Source organism: Bacteroides clarus (assembly GCF_015555825.1).
Lineage (GTDB): Bacteria > Bacteroidota > Bacteroidia > Bacteroidales > Bacteroidaceae > Bacteroides > Bacteroides clarus.
The window spans coordinates 100,717-119,077 of sequence record NZ_JADNLF010000006.1 but is presented as its reverse complement, the minus strand read 5'-3'; the positions used below and the strand labels follow the sequence as shown (position 1 = coordinate 119,077).

Here is an 18,361-nt window from a genome sequence, read left to right as displayed (position 1 = left end):
CACCGAACTCTCGCAATTTTACTCCCACCTTTCAATGATATCGCCATTTAATTCATTCAATTCAAAACTTCGTGGATAGTTTGGCATCTTATAATACTTTTTATACTCCAAATCCAATTCGTTTTTAAAGCCAAGTCCAATATGATAGTAAGCATCAAAGATAGCTCCCATATTGCAATCCGTACTAATCATCGTGTCTTTATCCGCATATTCCTTGAATTGTTCACGATCATTCAAATACCAACCACAAATTTCCAATTCATCACCACACACAATATGCTCTTGTAACCTTTCCCTGTAATCAAGAAACTCCAAGAAACGTGATGGTGCAATACCCTTAAGTATCTTCTTCATCAATAAGAAAAACGCCTCCAAATCATCAATACAAACCGACCAAGGATATAAGGCTTCTTCATCTTTCTCCAGCAAGTTCCCAAGATTGGTTTGAATTGTTCCATACTTAAAATCCGTAACAACAATAGACCATATCTCACCGATATTTCCATTTTTCAAATGATATAGCACCTTTTTCTTGTCATCTGCATCAAGAATATCAACATCCTTACCATCCAAGAGCACTTTTTCAACACGTCTACATTGGTCATAGCCTAACTGGATAGCATTCTGATAATCTCTTTTTATCCTATCATATGCCTTTAATGGGTCTCGAAATGGTTCACGAAATTTACAATCCTTTATCTCTACTATAACGCACGTGTTTCCGATGATAATCAACAAATCATTCTCAGCAATACCATCAAGGCTATAGTTGGCAAAAATCTTTGCCTTTTCTGGGAAGAAAGTTCGAAACACTTCTGCAACCTTCTTTTCAAAGGCAAAATCCTTGTTCTGCTTATATTTTTTCGTAGATCCATCTTTAATTAGCATATCATCCAGTCTGAAGAACAACCCCTCAAACAAAAACTTACTACAAGGACAAACATATTTTCCACTCACAGAAATAAGTGGATTTGATTCCGAGTGATGTTTGCCGGCATAATAAATAGTCTTACCTTTCTGTGAATCCTTGTCATAAGAAAAGAACTTCAGGATCTGGCACAAGCTTTCAGCAGCTATATCTACATTCATCAATTCCTTTGATTCATGGACTGCAACTTCTCCTGGATTTGTAGTTAAACTATCCAGCATACCCCTTAATTCAGGTTGATACCACCAATCACGTGGGTCATCCAATCCTCTTTCCTTAAACTTTTGAGTCAATTTGCACCACTCCTCTGGATGAGCACTGTAAAAACGTAAGTTATCAGCAAACGGTTGGCAAATACTATTTAATTTACCATTATTCAATTCTCTCACATGCAGAATAAATTTCACTGCCTCATCTAGTCCAAAACCGCAACGTGATTTGACATATTCGTCATATGGCTTGAGATATCTGACAATTCTATCTAACGTCTGTTCCTCATAACTTAACACTGCATTACTAAAATAGCCCATGAATGTTGGTAATGATACTTCTATCTTTTCATCGCGCTCATCATGGTACAAATCTCCATCATTTGGGAAGCCGACATTAACAAAATAAGTCATTTCTATTTCATCTAGCAAAATGGCAATTCTCTCCCAACGTTCACCATCCATATCAACAGATGCTTCCCGCATATCAATTGAGTAATACACATCTATTAGGTAAAGGGTCTGCCTCATAGGTGATTGCAGATGTATATATAGAGGCGAATCCTTTTTAGCATCCAGTTCAATAATCAGTCGCATAGCGTGAATCAAGAAGGATTCCTCATTTACTGGCACAAGTTCCTTCTTAAGATCGTAGACAATTTCCTCAATTGTTCGATGATATTCTTTTGCCACCATCATCTTCAGATAAGCATCTAGAAAATTATAATTATCACCCACTTTCTTCATTATATGTCAGTTTTTACAAAGTCCTCAGCATCTACTCTTCTAATATATTTAATCAAAGTAATTTATATCTTCAATAACCACTAGTATTCCATGACACAAAGGTACTTAAATTACTCGTAATCATCACTTATTACCATCAAAAAGTTATTCATCAGTTATATTTTGGTGAATGATTCCACCATTGAAACACCTGTTTCCTTTGCCGTCGAACAATTAAAAACGATTGGCGTATGCAAAAAGAAACAGTAACATTTGATAAGCTGCCCGAAGCGGTAGGTTATCTGACCGAACAGGTCATCGAGTTGAAAAAGATGGTAGCGGAACTCCAGCCACAGCCATCTGACAAACATGTATTGGTGGAAATTGATGATGCTTGCCGCATCATCCGAAAAGCCAAGCCTACCATATATACATTGGTACGCAAAGGGCTGCTTCCGGCTTACAAGAAAGGCAAGAAACTCTATTTCTATGAAGACGAGCTTCTTGCTTGGATTGAGAACGGACGGAGAAAAACTGCCGAGCAGACATACGAGGAGATGCTTGCCAATATGCAAAGCGGTGTCCGCCACAAGCCCAAATCATCGGTACAATTTTAATGGATTGGGTTATGGATACATATTCTATTAATCCGGCATCCATCATTGATGAAGCGATTGATTTAAGCACAAGGTTGTCTGGTACGGCATTCCCCGTCAGCATATTCCCGACAAAAATCCAACGCATCATCCATGAGGTACACGAATGCCATAACTACCCTACCGACTACATTGCCGCAGCCATCCTTACGGCAATAGCAGTCGGCATAGGCAATACGCACCTTGCCCAAATCAAGCAAGGCTGGACGGAAAGCCCCATCCTGTATATGGCATTGATTGGAAGACCGGGAGCTAACAAAAGCCATCCGCTCAGTTTTGCGATGAAGCCGTTTCTTGATTATGACTACCGACAGAATCAGGAATTTGAAAAGGCTCTTACTAAGTACGATGAACTGATGAGCATGAGCCGCAAGGAACGTGAGGAAAGCGGTGGAGAGCAATTTCTACAAGAGCCTATCCGCAAACGCTTCTTGGTTTCGGATGTAACGCCCGAAGGTTTGAGCCTCATTCATGCACAGAATAAACGTGGACTATGCTTGTGGGCTGATGAATTGTCCGCTTGGTTCAAGAACTTCAACCGCTATAACAACGGTTCGGAAGAACAATTTTGGCTCTCAGTGTTCAGTGCCAAGACTACCATGTCCGACCGCAAGAATGCCAAGAGTTCCATCTTCATCAAGCGTCCGTATATATCGGTCATTGGTACTATCCAAAAGAAAATCCTGAACGAGTTGGCTAAAGGTGAACGCTCCAGCAACGGATTTATTGACCGCATCCTGTTTGTGATGCCTAATCTGCAACAAAAAGCACGGTGGAATGACAAAGAACTACCAGAAGATATAGAGCAAGAATGGAATGCCATCATTGACAAACTGATGCAATCGGAATGTAGCCACAATGAACATGGAGAGATTGAACCGCAAATTCTTCTTTTCTCAGAGGATGCAAAGAAACGGCTTTACGAGTGGCAGCATCATTTCTCTGAATTGTGCGACCGGGAAACAAACGACACCATCGTAAGTATCTATTGCAAGCTGGAGATATACATCATCCGCTTCTGCCTGATTATCCAACTGGCACGATGGACTTGCGGAGAGTGCGACAAGACGTGTATCGACCTGCTGACCGTGGAGAGAGCCATTAAACTGACGGAGTATTTCAAAGAGTCCGCATTGAGCGTACAGAATATCCTGAATGAGAATGCCCTTAACAGTCAGCAACAGGCGATAGTCAATCTGCTGCCTCCTTCCTTTACCACTGCCCAAGCTATACAGGTAGCCGAGCAAAACGGAATGAAGGAGCGGACATTTCAACGCTTTCTCAATGACAACATCGGAACATTGTTCCGCAAAGAGAAGCATGGAAAATATTCAAAGATTAACCCGTGACATTTTTGTCGGTTTTGACACTTTCCAACCGAAAACGACAATAACGACAAAAGTGACACACCTAAAAAGAAACAAACAATGAGTACACATAGATTCATATTAGAACCCTACAAAGGTGTCAGCACCCGGCATACTTGCCCGAACTGTCACCGCAAAAGATGTTTCTCCAAGTACATTGATACGGAGAAACGAATCCAGTTCCCTGGTTACGTCGGGCGTTGTGACCACGAACAAAAATGTGGGTATCACTTTACGCCCCGTGATTACTTTGAACGGAATCCGTCTGAGAAAGAAAAGTTATCTGAAGATAATTTTCGAAGCTATACATTTATTAAAAAAGTCGAGCCCAAAGCCACTTCCTACATTGATTTGGATATAGTCAATCAGTCACTGCAACGCTATCCCGGCAACAAACTGTTTCAATTCTTATCGGCTCAATTCGGAGAAGCGGAAACATTGAAGCTGATGGCGAAATACAAAGTTGGCACTTCCAAGCATTGGGACGGTGCAACCGTATTTTGGCAAATAGATTATCATAACAGAGTCCGCACTGGTAAGATAATGCTTTACAATCCAACAACAGGCAAACGGATAAAAGAACCGTACAATCATGTCACATGGGTACATTCCGTACTGCACAAGGATAACTATAATCTGAAGCAATGTTTCTTCGGTGAGCATCTGCTCTCAGAAGATAAAAGCCGTCCTGTTGCATTGGTCGAGAGCGAGAAAACCGCTCTCATTGCATCCTACCACCTACCCCAATTCCTATGGATTGCATCAGGAGGAAAGAACGGTTGTTTCAACGCCAACAGCCTGTCCGTTCTTGCAGGAAGAAGCGTTGTGTTGTTTCCCGATTTGGGAGCGACCGACTATTGGCAAAGCAAAATCGGGTTGATGAAAAGCTATGGAATTGACGTGCAACTGTTCGATTATCTGGAAGCCAAAGCAACCGAAAGCGAACGGAAAGAGGGATACGACATTGCCGATTATCTGTTGAAAGTACGCCCCGATGAAGCCATACTCCAGCAGATGATTAAGAGGAATCCGAACTTGAAAACACTGATAGAGACATTCGATTTGAAGCTCATCAACGTACAACGAGGCATCTCTCAATCGAAGGTTTCACCGCCTAAGAAACGAGGTTTCAAACTTTGAGCAAAGGGAGAGGATTTGAGACTTTTTTACTGTAGCAAGTTAATGTCGGTGTATTACATTTCCCGACCACTTGCTCCTCAAAAAGTCTGAGGAGGCGGCTCCCGATGGTCACAAATTATTCACTAAAAGCAATTCAAAATGGAAAAGAAACATACGATAACACTCCGTCTGTCATACGACCAATTCGCATGGCTCGGTGCGCTTTGCAGACGGAGCAAGCAGACCCAAAGCGCAGTCATCCGTTCGCTCATCGAGAATGGGACGGTACGTGAGCGAATCACGAAAGAGCATATCCACATCATCCGTCAGTTGATAGGTGAAAGCACCAACCTCAACCAGTTGGCGAAGCAGGCAAATACCTACGGTTTCTTTGCCGTTGCCAAAAGATGCGAGGAGATGGCGCAGCGTATTAACCAACTTATAAAACAACTGAAAGATGATAGGTAAGCAGACCAAAGGGACATCGTTCGGTGGCTGTGTCCGCTATGTTCTGAAAGAGGAAAAATCCAAATTGCTGGAAGCTGTCGGAGTGGACGGCTCACCCGAACAGATGGCGGAGCAATTTGAATTACAGGCATTGCTCAACGACAAGGTAAAGAATATTGTCGGACACACCTCACTCAACTTCTCCCCTGAAGATAGCGAACGCTTGAAGTCAGATGATGTGTTGATGTTGCAAATCGCCCACGACTACATGAAACTGATGGGCATCGAAAACACACAGTACATCATCGCCCGGCATATTGACCGTGAGCATCCGCATTGTCACATCGTTTTCAATCGGGTAGACAATGACGGTAAGACGATTAGCGACAAGAACGACTTCCGCAGAAATGAAAAGGTGTGTAAGATGCTGACGGCAAAATACCGCTTGCACTTTGCCAACGGCAAAGACCATATCAAGGAGGAACGCTTGCGCCCATACGACCGGGCAAAACATGAAATATACAAAGCACTGAAAGAAGAACTGCCCAAAGCTCAAAGTTGGAATGAACTGAAAGAAGCTCTTGCCGACCGTGACATTGATATGAAATTCAAGGTCAGCCGGACTACACGGGAAATACAGGGTGTCAAATTTGAGTACAACGGCTTTTCTTTCTCCGGCTCAAAAGTCAGCCGTGAGTTCAGCTATTTGAACATCGACAACCGATTGGAACAGAATGCTTGTGCATCTTCATTTGAATACCCCAAACAAGGATTCACACATAAAGATGAAGGCGTACAGCAAAGCGTTTCCCATTCCGATAATGGTTCAAGTATCGGTCTTGGCCTGTTGAACGGCAGTTCATCCTACGATGCTACTGCCGCAGAAGAAGCCGAGTTCAATCGCCTGATGAAAAAGAAAAAGGCTAAGCGCAAGCGAGGCTTTCATTTATAATTCACTATTTATTAACTTTTTAAATTCAATCAATTATGTTACAAAACGATTTGATTCTTGATTTCAATCTCTACTTGTGTGAGAAATTTGGCTACAGAAACAGTTGTAGCGTGATGCAAAATGCCAATGGCTTTTGTGTGGACATCCGTGAGCGTGATTTAGACTGCTACATCCGCTTTTGGGAGTATAGCGAAGGAAGAGGCAACTTCCCTGACTGGAGCATCATCATCGTGCGCAGTAACTTCAAGAAGAACCAAGCCGAAAGTCTGAAAGACTTGGCTCGTTTCTTCAAGGAGTACATGCCACGCTACGGTTACAAACACCTCTGCACAGAAGGTGATGACTACAAGTATTATCAGACACTTGGCTTGAAACTTATCCATCAAGACCTGTTCGGACAAGAGAACTATGGATTGGCAATGAAGGATTTGAATGTCTGATACTTGGTTTTGAATTAAGGAGGGGATTTTTCCTCTCCTTTTCTCTTTATATAGCAGATAATTTTATATCTTTGCAAACTGAAATAGTGCATTCTTCGGAACATATAAAATAGATAAACTCAAAGAGATGTCTCAATATAGTTTCTCATATAACTACGATTCGCTACATGATGCATTCAATGCGGTGAATAGGAAGGGAAAGATACAAAAAAGGTATCTTTCACCTGAGTATTTGGCTGCTGCTCAAGAGTATCGTGAAATGAGAGCGGAACTAAATAAGATATTGAAAAAGAAAAAGGCAGAGCGTACAGAGGAAGAAACTAGTAAGATTGACCAATTAAAGCAATGGATGAAGAATAATGCTCAGCAACAGAAAATTTTATTGCAAGAGCATCTTAGCAAAGTGTCTTCAAGAATTTTATCAAGCAGTTTTCAGTTCAACCTTACTCCAGATACGTCAAGAAATCCGCAGAAGCCACTTTATTCTATTGGAGCTACAGCTGAAGAGTTTTTCGCAATGCAAGTCCTTTGCAGAAATGTAAAGAAACTGTTTAAAATCTCCATGTCAAGTCGCCATGAAATCCTTTCTCAATTAAAGATGTTATTGAGGGAAGATAAAAGCAAGTACTATATTATCCGAACAGATGTCCGTGACTGTTTCGAATCGATACCGCATAATAAGTTGTTTGAGTATCTGGAGAGCAACAATCTGCTTGATGTAAAGAGTAAATCCCTTTTGCGCGGACTCATCCGAAAAGAGTTTGAAGCCAAGAATCTGCGTCCACTTGTACCGACTCCACAAACTGGTATTCCACGAGGTTGTGCTATAAGTTCGCTACTATCTGAATTCTATTTGTCCAAGATAGATGAGATAATTAAGTATACATTGCCCGGTATATTATTTCTTGGTAGGTATGTGGACGATATGGTGCTTGTTATTCATCCTGATATCAGAGATGAATACCATAAACCAATAGATTGGTACATTGATAAACTTGAAAATATTTATTCCCAAATGGGATTAGATATACATACGCCATCAGATGGTTCAGGGAAATGCTACATTTATGATTCGACTAATGCTGTAGATTTAGATTTTAATCTATTAGGATATAATATTCATATTGATAAAGAAGATAATCTACTATTCTCGCTCTCTCAAGACAAATTAGATCGTATTACAAGCAGAATAGATAAGTCGTTTACAACTTTTTATAATATGATTGATATCGCAGGTTTTGATGTTGCAGCACACTATCTGTTTGATGCGCTTCATGTATTGACCTGCAACATAAATCTGTACAACGCAAAGAAAGGAGTTAAAGTTGGTATTTTTTATTCCAATCAGCTATTGGATAATAAAAAAAATCTATCATATTTAGATGGACAATTGAAGCGCAATATAGGTAGGTTAAATCTTTCTTCAAAGAAATCTATTGCAATTGCACATAGAACTGCAATAGAGGAAAGTCTAAAAAGGAAGCTCGCATTACTATCTTTTACAAAGGGTTTTGATTATCCTCACAAGCGTTACAAAGTAAAGAAGCAGAGACTTCGAACAATTAAATCATCGTGGGTATGAAGCGTAGAAAAAAGGTAAAACTAAATTATAGTAAAGAGAGAGTACTCTTTTCAGACGTTCTACCCTACGAGTGTCCGATTATTTTCTCAAATAAGTATCTATACAGATTTCTTGCAAAATACCTATGGGTTGGTAAAGTTGGAAAGAAAGAGACACAATTGAAACAAACAAAACGAACTGATGAAGAAGATTCATCTGCTTTTGCTGCGTTACTTTTTGGCTGTTATGAGCATGGTAAGCCAATAAGTGATTTGAAACACAAGAATAGTGCCCTATTCTACCCATATCAATTTAATATCGCTCACAAGACGAATAAGACCCGAACGCTGTCAATTATTCATCCATATAATCAGTGGCAGGTAGTGGAGTTTTATGATCAGTATAAGTATTCTATACTCTATCTTTGCAGCCAAAGTAAATATTCTCTTCGCAAACCGCACAAGATAGCACAATACTTTTACTATAGAGATCGACTTCACCGAAGGTTGTCCGGGCATGAAAGTGATAAAGTTGAATTGTTCTTCAATGAATATGAAAATTTGAAAACTTATTTCAGCTACGAGAAGTATTCAAATATGGGATATACATACTTAATTACACTAACATATATCACAATACTAAATATAGTATAGTGGTATATGTAAATATAACAAATAGTTTTGAAAATTACAAACTGTGTTTTTTGCCGTCTTCTAAACTTTCGATAAACTCCTTACATTCCTTTTTAACATCGGAAGATTCCAAAGTCATATTAAAATCATCAATATCTAATTTAAGGTCTTCAAGAAGTTCTTTCACTTGTTTATAAGTTGCTGTTTCTTCTTTAGAGATTACAACAAAGTCTTCTTTAGATAAAATATAATCTTTATCTCTTAAACGACAATGTGAATAACCATGCTTCATTATAAAGAAAATAACATGACTTATTTCCACTTTTTCATAATCAGAATAATTCTTGGGGCTGTGGGATTTTGACATCTAATTCTACAATTATCGGGTTATTTATTTTTAGAACATAAGAACTTTCCGTAAGTTGTACTAATTCCTTGTCTGTAAAAATAGGACTTTCTATTGAATTTTCAGTGATTTTCCACCCTCTTTTTTTCAAATAATTTGGGAATTTTTTTCGCTGTTGTAGTACTATCATAAGAATATCCGTTATTCTATTTGATATATCAGTTACATCGGTGCCACTACAAAAATATTTCGTAGCAGGACAATATCCACAAAATTTGCCAAAAGTTTGAGGTGCTGGGTGTTCAAACACCACAATTTTTACTTTTACTCTCATAATTCTAAATTTTAATTGGTTATTACTAATAAAGTAACTATTTTTGTGATTGATTAGAGTATAACGCTCTATCATTACATATAGCCTAATCGTTGTCGAACTACCACCTTGATATGAACAGGCTAATTACAGAACTTATCCATTGGGTAAAGTGTATTTGTACGCATTGGCGTAGAATCACTCCTATGGATAAGTTGGCTGTGGTAGGCCATGACAACGTTGGGCAGTGGTTCTACGTCTTTCGTTTATACCGTTGCCGTTTTACAAATTATTGTCTAACCTAAATAAAATGTAGAATGGGAACAAGAAAACCTTTATTAAGAACATACATATTATCTTGGTATGGGCCATTTCATAGTATAGAAGAAATGGAGGAATGGCAATGCCAACAGAATATTGATTTTAGTCTTTATCTATTGCAGGGAAAGAAGCCTAACGCCAAGATTTATTCCTACTATTGTGGACAGACAATAAGAACTGTTCCCAAAAGATTTAAGGATAAAAATCACCATATAAATGAAATCCCGAACCGTAGAAATATATGGATAGGAGCTTTTGAAAACCGCTATAATAAAGAAGACATCAACATCGCTGAAAATATGTTCATTTATTTACTTACAGAAAAGATAAACAAAACGCAGCGAATAAATAACCGCAGCTTATATTTTCATGCACGAGATTATAACGTGTGCTTTATAAGCAGATGGTACAATCCTACATCTTGTCATCAGCCGGAAGATTCTATTAAACTCATGTTTCCAGAAGTGGTCACATACTTTGCAGATACCGATGAAGTGAAAGTAGCCAAAAGATTGCGTTCTTTATAGTTACTTTTTCAAAGTTTTACCAGACAAGTCCACAAGGGCATCGAAATTTGACATTGCTTGCAAATGCTTGTAGTAAGAAATAAATAGAAAAAGGTACTTAATTTTAGATGTCTTTTTTCTTTCGAGGGTCATAAGCTATTGCTTTGGAAATCCACTCACCAAACTGCGGGTCATAATCGTCAAACTTGTTCTTAGGCGGATTTTCACTTTTCACTTCTTTCTCTTGAGAAACATTCTCATACATCCAGTCAAATACCCATTGAGGAATGATAACAGCGAGTTTTACAGAACACCATTGCGCTAAATTGATAGCAAGCATCGGATGTACCCACACTTCGTCATTTCCCTCTTGGAATTGTATCAATTCGGTTTCCGTTATTCCTAACGAACGAGATAATTCATTAATAAATCTTCTCGTAAACCTTATATTCAAGTATTCATCCAGTTCTTTATCGCATGAATCGCACATAGCGGTTGCATCCAAATAACCATCTGAAACTCTCTGATTAATTTCAATACCATTAATCTCTTTCATATTATACTTTGGTTTTCTCGTAGGCATACGTCAAATCTTTATAAGTTAATCTATGATGTGAATTGCTCAACACGTAATCAAATACATTTTGCAAAGATAACTTTCTTGTGTTATATCTGAATACAAATTCATCTACATATTTTTGTAAATGTTTCTTTGATACCCGATGATAAACACCGATAATACCACGCTTTAAAATACTCCAAAAGCCCTCAATCGAATTGGTGTAAACATTACCTCTTGCATATACTCCATAACAGTGATATACATAGGCGTGCTGGTACCATCTTGACAAGTTACCATAATTCCATTCATCGGAATATATAGTACTACCTTTCTCAATCGTTTTTAGGATTTCTTTTCGGAGTGTTTTAGCTTTGGTATTTTCAACAACTTTGGCAACGACTCTACCACCCCGTTGTAACATGCCAAATACTGGAACTTTATCTTTAAAAGAGCGTCCTTGACATCGTGCGACTTTTTTATCCCTATGTCGATTTTTGTTCTTACCGCCTACGAATGTTTCATCAATTTCTACGGTTTCTTTTAATTTTGTTTTTTGGTTTTCTTCACCAAAACATTTACGTATCCGCTGGAGCATAAACCATGCGGTTTTTTGTGTGACCCCAATACACTTACTTAACTGTATGGACGAAATACCTTTCCTACTTGTCATAAATAACCAAATGGCTACATACCACTTTTGTAAAGGTACAGACGACCTATGGAACAGAGTGCCTGTTTTAGCATTAAAGTACAGTCCTGTATTCCTGCACTTGTAATTATTGCCTTTGCACTTATACACCTTTGATGTTGCATCGTATGGAGATACTACACCATTACGCCACCTTTTATATTCCAAATACTCGATACAAGTTTGTTCATCTGGAAAAGCAGCCATTAACTCGGACAGTGAATTAAACTCCTCAAACATAGTGTAACAAATTAGTATAATACAAATATAGCAATTTATTACACAATAACAAATAAATTAGCAATATATTACACTAATAATAAAAGAAAAAATTATTTGGTTATCTTATATATAATAACTACATTTGTACCGACTTTAAAATAGGGAGCTTAAAAAAACATCTCTGTTTATTAAGACCAAAAAAGATAAACCCAGTATCCTACTACTGGGTTTTGTCTTGTGGTAGGACACAAGACGATAAGGCTATTAAGCCAAAAAGAAAGGAGGTGTTATTATGTCCTATTTTAAAGTCAAAAAAGGTAAACTATATAAGCTTGTTTTTGCTAAATCAATTAGGAAAAACGGCAAAACGATTTATCCGAAAAGGTCTAAAGTGTTTAAATTTTGGATTCCGATAAATTAATAGTTTATCAATGTGGAGTGGTAGGACACTCCACATTTACAACGATTAAGACTTTTAAAAAGTGCCCAAAATAACCCAATATAATATATAAAAGATGTAGGATATTAGCTATTTATATTTGGCATTTGGACACTAAGTGTAATTAGGTATGTAATTCCCTCAAATATATACAAGTTCTATGAGGATTACAGATACCAGCGTGCAGAAAAGAAATTCAAACATCTTGTGAAATTCGACCTACAGAGTTGTTTCGACAGTATTTATACCCATACCATAAGTTGGGCAACAGCAGGTGGTGCGGACAAGGTAAAAGTCTTACCTGGATATCATGGTTCATGGGTTGGCGATGCATTTGACAATCTAATGCAGTCGGTCAATGCTCGCGAGACGAATGGTATCGTAATAGGTCCAGAGTTTTCTCGAATCTTTGCAGAGATTATACTTCAGTATATAGATCAAAAGGTTGAACAGGAACTATTAGAAAAAGACCTTCGTCAGAAATCCTCCTATGAGTGTTATCGGTATGTTGATGACTATTTCCTCTTCTATAATGACGAAAAGGACAGGAATCTCTTCATGGAAAGTCTAACAAAATGGCTGAAGGAATTCAAATTGCAGATTAGTCCATCCAAAACAGAAGAGTTTGAAAGGCCCTTTATAACGAAGGTGACTATAGCCAAACAGCGAATTGAAAATTTGCTGAGCAATATATTCTCGACCCCACTTTGGGAAGAAGTAGAATCAAAATTAAACGCAGAAGAAGAGGAGGACACGGAAGACGAAGAGTCGGATAAAGACAAAGAAATATTAGATAAGAAATTCAATATATACCTGTCTGCAAATAGCGTAAATGCTCAAATAAAAGCAATAGTAAGGGAATGCGGAATTGAATATCGCGATATAGCAAACTATCTGCTTGAGAAGATAAGTCAACGCCTTGATGCTTTTCTTAATCGATATGAAATAGGTTTCAAGAAGTATGAGCGCCTGATGTCAAAGGAAGAGGTAAATAAGGACGAGATTGGAATTCATGCACAAAGAGTACAAAGGAAGCTCACAAGTTATCTTGTATCTCTAATTGATGTGGCATTCTTCGTGTTCAATAGCAACAGGCAGATAAATACAACCTTGAAATTGCTGAAGATAATGAATTCCATTATTATCTATGGAAAACGACATGGTGATTTCAAAGTTAATCCGGAGGTTAGATTCCAAACGATAAGCAAGGATATTATCTTTAAAAAGATTCAAGATGAAATAGCCTTGGTGCTGGCTACAACAGATTCACATCGAAACACCTTACATGAAAGCCTCTATCTATTAATATTGGCTAAAGAGTTAGGCTATGCATATCTACTCGCACCAGAAGTTATTAAATCATTCATTGGTAAAAGTGAGCTACAGTATAACCTTTTCGCATGTATTATATTATTGTATTACTATGCGAATCACAAGTGCTATGATGCACAAAAGGCTTTATTGAAAGACGAGATTTTGAAGAAGTATCGGCTTGTTGCGGAATCTGAGCGCAAACGCAATTCAGAACTCACGATTCTCACGGCTGATATGATGACTTGTCCCTTTGTAGATAATGCATACAAGCAAAACATTCTTACATTGATTGGCATTACAGAGATGAAAGATCAGCAGATGATAATGCACTTTGCCAAGAAGCAAAAGTACATTTTCACCCGCTGGACAATGTTTAATTTAAATAAAGAATTACAGGCAAAGATTTCACAGGAGGTATATTCGTAACTTCTGTAACAGCTGTTGGTCCAACTACACTTTCACACACATAACCTTCAAGCTAGCCGAAACGACGCAGGAAGTTGCGTTTTCCCAAATGGTTGGTTAGGATTGTACCGAATGTGAAATCTTGCTTTTTTAAAACACTTACATCCAATTAAGCGGCATTTGATTGGAATTGAATGAAGAGGGAGAGTTTTTCTTCCTCTTTTCTCTTTTTATAGCATGATATTTTATACCTTTGTATTCAAATTGATGATATAAAGATAAAACAATGGATAAACCCATGAATCGAATAAAAGAGGTACTTGAAGAAAGAGGTATCAAACAAACTTGGCTGGCAGAGAAACTTGGCAAAAGTTTCTGTATAGTCAATGCGTATGTATGCAACAGACGGCAACCCAGTTTAGAAGTGTTGTTTGAAATAGCCAAAATCTTGAATGTGGATGTAAAAGAACTTATTCAATCATCTGGGAAATAACGAACATCCTTGTTTTACCTATTCAGTAAATTAAAGAAACAGAGAATAATATGATTACAGGCGATATAAAGCAAAAGGTGGATGAAGTATGGCAGACATTCTGGAACAATGGATTCACCCAACCATCAGCAATCTTTGAACAGATAACCTATCTGCTCTTTATGAAGATGCTTGATGAAAAGCAACGTGAAAAAGAAGCGATAGCCAACCTTACGGGTGATGTTTTGCTTAACCCTACATTCCCCAGCGGCGTGTGGCGCAATCCTTCCACCAACCAAGATGTGCCCTACCACGAAATGCGTTGGCACGTGTTCAAAGAAATGGAGGCGACCAAAATGTTGGATCGGGTGCGCAACGATGCGTTTATCTTTTTGCGTCATGTGGGGAAAGAGGACTCGGCTTATAGAAAGGCTATGGAAGACACTGTTTTTCAGATTACCAACGCTCGGCTGTTATCTCGTGTCATTGAAGGTATTGAAAAAATTGCTTCCGATGGGGCTGACATGATGGGTGATGTGTATGAGTATATGCTCAGCATCATGGCAGCATCGGGCACTAACGGACAATTCCGCACCCCTCGTCATATCATCCGCATGATGGTGGAGTTGATGCGCCCCACTCTTAATGATACCATCTGCGACCCGGCAATGGGTTCTGCCGGTTTTATTATGGAAGCAGCCAAATACATCGCTGAACATCAAAGTGATGAATTGCTCAATATTGAAGAGGGAAACCGTTTCCGCAAAGAGATATTTCACGGTTCGGATTCGGACGCTTCCATGCTTCGCATCGGCTGCATGAATATGATGCTTCATGATGTGGATGAGCCTAATCTGTACTATCGCAACTCGCTGTCGGACGAGAACAACGATACCAACCGCTATACCCTTTGCCTTGCTAATCCTCCGTTTGCAGGCAGCCTCGACACTGACGACATAGCGCATACGCTGAAAGCTGCTGTCAAGACCAAGAAAACCGAGTTGTTGTTTCTTGCCTTGATGATGCGGATGCTTCAGTCGGGCGGACGATGCGCTTCCATTGTGCCGGACACGGTTCTCACTGGGGATGCACAGGCATACAAGACCATACGTTCCGCATTGGTGGACAAACATTGCGTACAAGCCATCATCACAATGCCTTCCGGTGTGTTCCAGCCTTACAGCGGTGTTTCTACAGCCATCATTATCTTTACCAAGACAGGCACAGGCGGCACCGACAAGGTTTGGTTTTATGATATGCGTGCCGATGGGTTCTCGCTCACCACGCAGCGCACTCCCCAGCCCGAACAAAACGATATTCCCGATATTATCTCCCGTTTCCACAACCTCGAAGCGGAAGCCGACCGCAGTCGCAAAGAGCAATCGTTCTTTATCACTGCCGATGAAATACGTGCCAATGGCTACGACCTCAGTTATAAGCGTTATCACGAGGTGGAGCGTGAAGCGATTGAATATGAAGCCCCGGAAACTATTATCGCCCGGATGGAAGAAAGACAAAAGAATATTGATGCAGCCTTTGCTGAGTTTAAGAAACTACTAAATTCGTAAGGGGTATGAGAGTGGATAAATCGAAGTGGACATCTTGTACGCTGGATAGTGTTTGTGATATTCAATTTGGAACACGCATTGTCAAAAAACAGACAGAAGCTGGGCAATATTATGTATATGGTGGAGGTGGCGCAACTTTTACCACAAAGAGTTATAATCGAGAAAATGCTATTACGGTATCTCGTTTTGCTCTTTCTAGGGAATGTACTAGATTTATTGAAGGTAAATTCTTTCTCAATGATAGTGGATTAACGCTTCATCCCAAAACAAATTTATTATTATTCAAATTTTTAAAATGGCATACTTTTGCATTAAATGATAAAATATATTCATTAGCAAGAGGTGCAGCTCAAAAGAATTTGGATGTAAAGCGATTTTCAAAACTTCTTATTAAATTGCCTAAATCTGATGAACAATGCACTATTGCCTCAGAGCTTGATGCATTGCAAGAAATGATTGACGGTTACAAGGCACAGATTGCCGACCTTGCTGACCTCGCACAATCTATCTTTCATAACACATTCGGCAATGTTGCAATTGACGATAAATGTTGGAATATTATACCAATGGGGCAACTTGGTGACTTTAAGAATGGATTAAACTATAGTAAAGAAGAAAGAGGCAAGTCCGTAAAAATAATAGGCGTTGGAGATTTTCAAAACCTTAAATGTATTTCCTCATTTGATAATATATCCTATATCGAAGTTGAAGACATACCACAAGAATACTTGCTTAATAATGAAGATATTGTATTTGTACGTTCTAATGGGAATAAAAATTTAGTTGGCAGATGCTTAGAAGTTTTTCCTAATGATATAGACGTGACATTCAGTGGATTCTGCATTCGATTTAGAAAGTCTGTGGAGATTATAAATAAGTACTTGGTAGCTGTACTAACGGATGTCGAATTTAAGAATACTCATATTTTAAAATCTAATGGCATTGGTATTCAAAATATTAACCAAAAGCTATTGAGCAGTTTGCCTATACCTGTTCCTCCAATTGATATGCAGAAAAAATATGCTTCACAAGTCGAATCCATCGAAAAGCAAAAAGAGCTACTCCGTCAGCAATTAGCCGATGCAGAAACGCTGATGGCAGAACGGATGCAATATTATTTCTCTTAAAACAAGATAACGGCATGAAAGAGATTGATAAGAAACTGATAGAGACCATCAGCCGATATACAGCTTCGGGGATAGACCAACAGGTGGATTATGAAAAATTCTACCTCTATTCACTGATTACCCATTCTACAGCTATTGAGGGTTCTACTGTTACCGAAGTAGAAAACCAGTTGTTGTTTGACGAGGGAATTGCAGCCAAAGGTAGAAGCCTGAACGAACAGATGATGAATGTGGATTTGAAAAACGCATACCTCTACGGCTTTGAATGGGCAAAAACCGGACAGCCATACACGGTCGAACTACTTTGTGAATTGTCTGCCAAAGTCATGCGCCGTACCGGTTCGGAATACTCCACTATGGGTGGCTGTTTCGATTCCTCAAAAGGAGAATTGCGACGATGCAATGTAAGTGCCGGAATCGGAGGCAGAAGTTATTTGGCATTTCAAAAAGTACCTAAAGCAACAGCCGACTTTTGCGATTGGTTAAACAGAGAACTGGCATCTATAGATAGAAGCGATATAGCGGCATGTTATCGGTTGAGTTTTGAAGCGCACTTTCGGCTTGTCACCATTCATCCGTGGGTTGATGGCAACGGGCGTACAACCCGATTGCTGATGAACATCGTACAACGACAGTTAGGTCTTATCCCATCTATAGTTACGAAAGAGACAAAAGGTGAATACATTCAGGCTTTGATTGACAGTCGTGAGCAGGAAGACAGCACCATTGTACAAAATGTAATGCTCACCCAACATATCACCAATCTTGAAAATCGGATTCTACAGTATCAACAAAGCATGAATGATACTGTAAAAGAAGATGGTGATACTGTAAATGACACTGCAACGCCTAAAGACACCACAACCCGACTCATTGCAGCCATTAAAGAACATCCTGAATATACATACGATGAGTATGCCAAACTCCTGAATATCGGCCGTGCCACTGTTGCACGACATATCAAGAAATTGAATGGAACAGTCATTCAGCGCATCGGATCGGACAAGGATGGTTATTGGAAATTTATAGAATGATTGAGTT

The 18,361-nt window shown here is 38.9% G+C and carries 19 protein-coding genes; 14 read left to right on the top strand and 5 right to left on the bottom strand.

Annotation, left to right across the window (positions count from 1 at the left end):
* Positions 1–18: 18 nt before the first annotated feature.
* Positions 19–1,884, bottom strand: a complete 1,866-nt coding sequence (locus I2F54_RS08575) for a nuclease-related domain-containing protein (RefSeq protein WP_195500976.1) — start codon at positions 1,882–1,884, stop codon at positions 19–21.
* Positions 1,885–2,114: 230 nt separating this feature from the next.
* On the opposite strand from I2F54_RS08575, the gene I2F54_RS08570 reads away from it, so the two are divergent.
* The 8 genes from I2F54_RS08570 to I2F54_RS08535 all read left to right on the top strand — a co-directional run bounded on the left by I2F54_RS08570 (position 2,115) and on the right by I2F54_RS08535 (position 9,058).
* On the top strand, positions 2,115–2,480 hold the full coding sequence (locus tag I2F54_RS08570; RefSeq protein ID WP_195500975.1) for a helix-turn-helix domain-containing protein: 366 nt from the start codon (positions 2,115–2,117) through the stop codon (positions 2,478–2,480).
* Between the two features lie 11 nt (positions 2,481–2,491).
* Positions 2,492–3,868, top strand: coding sequence for a DUF3987 domain-containing protein (locus tag I2F54_RS08565; RefSeq protein WP_195500974.1), 1,377 nt, complete (start codon positions 2,492–2,494; stop codon positions 3,866–3,868).
* A 78-nt stretch (positions 3,869–3,946) separates the two neighbouring features.
* Positions 3,947–5,026: a DUF6371 domain-containing protein gene (locus tag I2F54_RS08560; RefSeq protein ID WP_195500973.1), complete on the top strand. Its 1,080-nt coding sequence runs from the start codon at positions 3,947–3,949 to the stop codon at positions 5,024–5,026.
* Positions 5,027–5,164: 138 nt separating this feature from the next.
* A complete protein-coding gene (locus tag I2F54_RS08555; protein ID WP_008622565.1) occupies positions 5,165–5,473 on the top strand; it encodes a MobC family plasmid mobilization relaxosome protein in 309 nt (102 codons plus the stop codon).
* Complete coding sequence (locus tag I2F54_RS08550) at positions 5,463–6,404, top strand: relaxase/mobilization nuclease domain-containing protein (RefSeq protein WP_195500972.1); 942 nt, start codon at positions 5,463–5,465, stop codon at positions 6,402–6,404. The genes I2F54_RS08555 and I2F54_RS08550 overlap by 11 nt, the downstream gene beginning before the upstream one ends.
* 35 nt (positions 6,405–6,439) lie before the next feature.
* On the top strand, positions 6,440–6,844 hold the full coding sequence (locus I2F54_RS08545) for a hypothetical protein (RefSeq protein ID WP_195500971.1): 405 nt from the start codon (positions 6,440–6,442) through the stop codon (positions 6,842–6,844).
* A gap of 127 nt (positions 6,845–6,971) precedes the next feature.
* Positions 6,972–8,426: an antiviral reverse transcriptase Drt3a gene (gene drt3a, locus I2F54_RS08540; protein ID WP_195500970.1), complete on the top strand. Its 1,455-nt coding sequence runs from the start codon at positions 6,972–6,974 to the stop codon at positions 8,424–8,426.
* The gene (locus tag I2F54_RS08535; protein WP_229097156.1) at positions 8,423–9,058 is read left to right on the top strand and encodes a hypothetical protein; all 636 of its coding nucleotides are present in this window, start codon (positions 8,423–8,425) and stop codon (positions 9,056–9,058) included. Before drt3a ends, I2F54_RS08535 begins: the two co-directional genes overlap by 4 nt.
* A gap of 34 nt (positions 9,059–9,092) precedes the next feature.
* Here the strand turns inward: I2F54_RS08535 and I2F54_RS08530 are convergent, their stop codons facing one another.
* Both I2F54_RS08530 and I2F54_RS08525 read right to left on the bottom strand, forming a co-directional pair.
* Positions 9,093–9,404 (bottom strand): hypothetical protein, encoded by a 312-nt coding sequence (locus I2F54_RS08530; protein ID WP_195500969.1) that lies wholly within the window; start codon positions 9,402–9,404, stop codon positions 9,093–9,095.
* Positions 9,370–9,717, bottom strand: coding sequence for a hypothetical protein (locus I2F54_RS08525; protein ID WP_195500968.1), 348 nt, complete (start codon positions 9,715–9,717; stop codon positions 9,370–9,372). The genes I2F54_RS08530 and I2F54_RS08525 overlap by 35 nt, the downstream gene beginning before the upstream one ends.
* Before the next feature lie 296 nt (positions 9,718–10,013).
* Between I2F54_RS08525 and I2F54_RS08520 the strand changes: the two genes are divergently transcribed.
* Complete coding sequence (locus tag I2F54_RS08520; RefSeq protein ID WP_148359965.1) at positions 10,014–10,544, top strand: hypothetical protein; 531 nt, start codon at positions 10,014–10,016, stop codon at positions 10,542–10,544.
* A gap of 103 nt (positions 10,545–10,647) precedes the next feature.
* Here I2F54_RS08520 and I2F54_RS08515 read toward each other — a convergent pair whose 3' ends face one another.
* Positions 10,648–11,079, bottom strand: coding sequence for a KilA-N domain-containing protein (locus I2F54_RS08515; protein ID WP_195500967.1), 432 nt, complete (start codon positions 11,077–11,079; stop codon positions 10,648–10,650).
* A gap of 1 nt (position 11,080) precedes the next feature.
* Positions 11,081–12,013, bottom strand: a complete 933-nt coding sequence (locus tag I2F54_RS08510) for an IS1595 family transposase (protein ID WP_195500966.1) — start codon at positions 12,011–12,013, stop codon at positions 11,081–11,083.
* Between the two features lie 517 nt (positions 12,014–12,530).
* On the opposite strand from I2F54_RS08510, the gene drt3b reads away from it, so the two are divergent.
* The 5 genes from drt3b (at position 12,531) to I2F54_RS08485 (ending at position 18,354) form a co-directional block, all read left to right on the top strand.
* A complete protein-coding gene (gene drt3b, locus I2F54_RS08505) occupies positions 12,531–14,174 on the top strand; it encodes an antiviral reverse transcriptase Drt3b (RefSeq protein WP_338083442.1) in 1,644 nt (547 codons plus the stop codon).
* Positions 14,175–14,439: 265 nt separating this feature from the next.
* On the top strand, positions 14,440–14,646 hold the full coding sequence (locus I2F54_RS08500) for a helix-turn-helix domain-containing protein (RefSeq protein ID WP_195500965.1): 207 nt from the start codon (positions 14,440–14,442) through the stop codon (positions 14,644–14,646).
* A 50-nt stretch (positions 14,647–14,696) separates the two neighbouring features.
* Positions 14,697–16,193, top strand: coding sequence for a class I SAM-dependent DNA methyltransferase (locus I2F54_RS08495; protein ID WP_195500964.1), 1,497 nt, complete (start codon positions 14,697–14,699; stop codon positions 16,191–16,193).
* Between the two features lie 5 nt (positions 16,194–16,198).
* Positions 16,199–17,320 (top strand): restriction endonuclease subunit S, encoded by a 1,122-nt coding sequence (locus tag I2F54_RS08490; RefSeq protein WP_195500963.1) that lies wholly within the window; start codon positions 16,199–16,201, stop codon positions 17,318–17,320.
* 14 nt (positions 17,321–17,334) lie between these two features.
* A complete protein-coding gene (locus tag I2F54_RS08485) occupies positions 17,335–18,354 on the top strand; it encodes a Fic family protein (RefSeq protein WP_195500962.1) in 1,020 nt (339 codons plus the stop codon).
* Positions 18,355–18,361: the final 7 nt, after the last annotated feature.

Bases quoted from the DNA above. Each gene is read 5' to 3' on its own strand.
- I2F54_RS08570 (WP_195500975.1), top strand. From the start codon at position 2,115: ATGCAAAAAGAAACAGTAACATTTGATAAGCTGCCCGAAGCGGTAGGT.
- I2F54_RS08530 (WP_195500969.1), bottom strand. From the start codon at position 9,404: ATGTCAAAATCCCACAGCCCCAAGAATTATTCTGATTATGAAAAAGTG.
- I2F54_RS08535 (WP_229097156.1), top strand. From the start codon at position 8,423: ATGAAGCGTAGAAAAAAGGTAAAACTAAATTATAGTAAAGAGAGAGTA.
- I2F54_RS08520 (WP_148359965.1), top strand. From the start codon at position 10,014: ATGGGAACAAGAAAACCTTTATTAAGAACATACATATTATCTTGGTAT.
- I2F54_RS08485 (WP_195500962.1), top strand. From the start codon at position 17,335: ATGAAAGAGATTGATAAGAAACTGATAGAGACCATCAGCCGATATACA.
- I2F54_RS08550 (WP_195500972.1), top strand. From the start codon at position 5,463: ATGATAGGTAAGCAGACCAAAGGGACATCGTTCGGTGGCTGTGTCCGC.
- I2F54_RS08500 (WP_195500965.1), top strand. From the start codon at position 14,440: ATGGATAAACCCATGAATCGAATAAAAGAGGTACTTGAAGAAAGAGGT.
- I2F54_RS08525 (WP_195500968.1), bottom strand. From the start codon at position 9,717: ATGAGAGTAAAAGTAAAAATTGTGGTGTTTGAACACCCAGCACCTCAA.
- drt3a (WP_195500970.1), top strand. From the start codon at position 6,972: ATGTCTCAATATAGTTTCTCATATAACTACGATTCGCTACATGATGCA.
- I2F54_RS08565 (WP_195500974.1), top strand. From the start codon at position 2,492: ATGGATACATATTCTATTAATCCGGCATCCATCATTGATGAAGCGATT.
- I2F54_RS08560 (WP_195500973.1), top strand. From the start codon at position 3,947: ATGAGTACACATAGATTCATATTAGAACCCTACAAAGGTGTCAGCACC.
- I2F54_RS08515 (WP_195500967.1), bottom strand. From the start codon at position 11,079: ATGAAAGAGATTAATGGTATTGAAATTAATCAGAGAGTTTCAGATGGT.
- I2F54_RS08490 (WP_195500963.1), top strand. From the start codon at position 16,199: ATGAGAGTGGATAAATCGAAGTGGACATCTTGTACGCTGGATAGTGTT.
- I2F54_RS08510 (WP_195500966.1), bottom strand. From the start codon at position 12,013: ATGTTTGAGGAGTTTAATTCACTGTCCGAGTTAATGGCTGCTTTTCCA.
- I2F54_RS08555 (WP_008622565.1), top strand. From the start codon at position 5,165: ATGGAAAAGAAACATACGATAACACTCCGTCTGTCATACGACCAATTC.
- I2F54_RS08545 (WP_195500971.1), top strand. From the start codon at position 6,440: ATGTTACAAAACGATTTGATTCTTGATTTCAATCTCTACTTGTGTGAG.
- I2F54_RS08575 (WP_195500976.1), bottom strand. From the start codon at position 1,884: ATGAAGAAAGTGGGTGATAATTATAATTTTCTAGATGCTTATCTGAAG.
- I2F54_RS08495 (WP_195500964.1), top strand. From the start codon at position 14,697: ATGATTACAGGCGATATAAAGCAAAAGGTGGATGAAGTATGGCAGACA.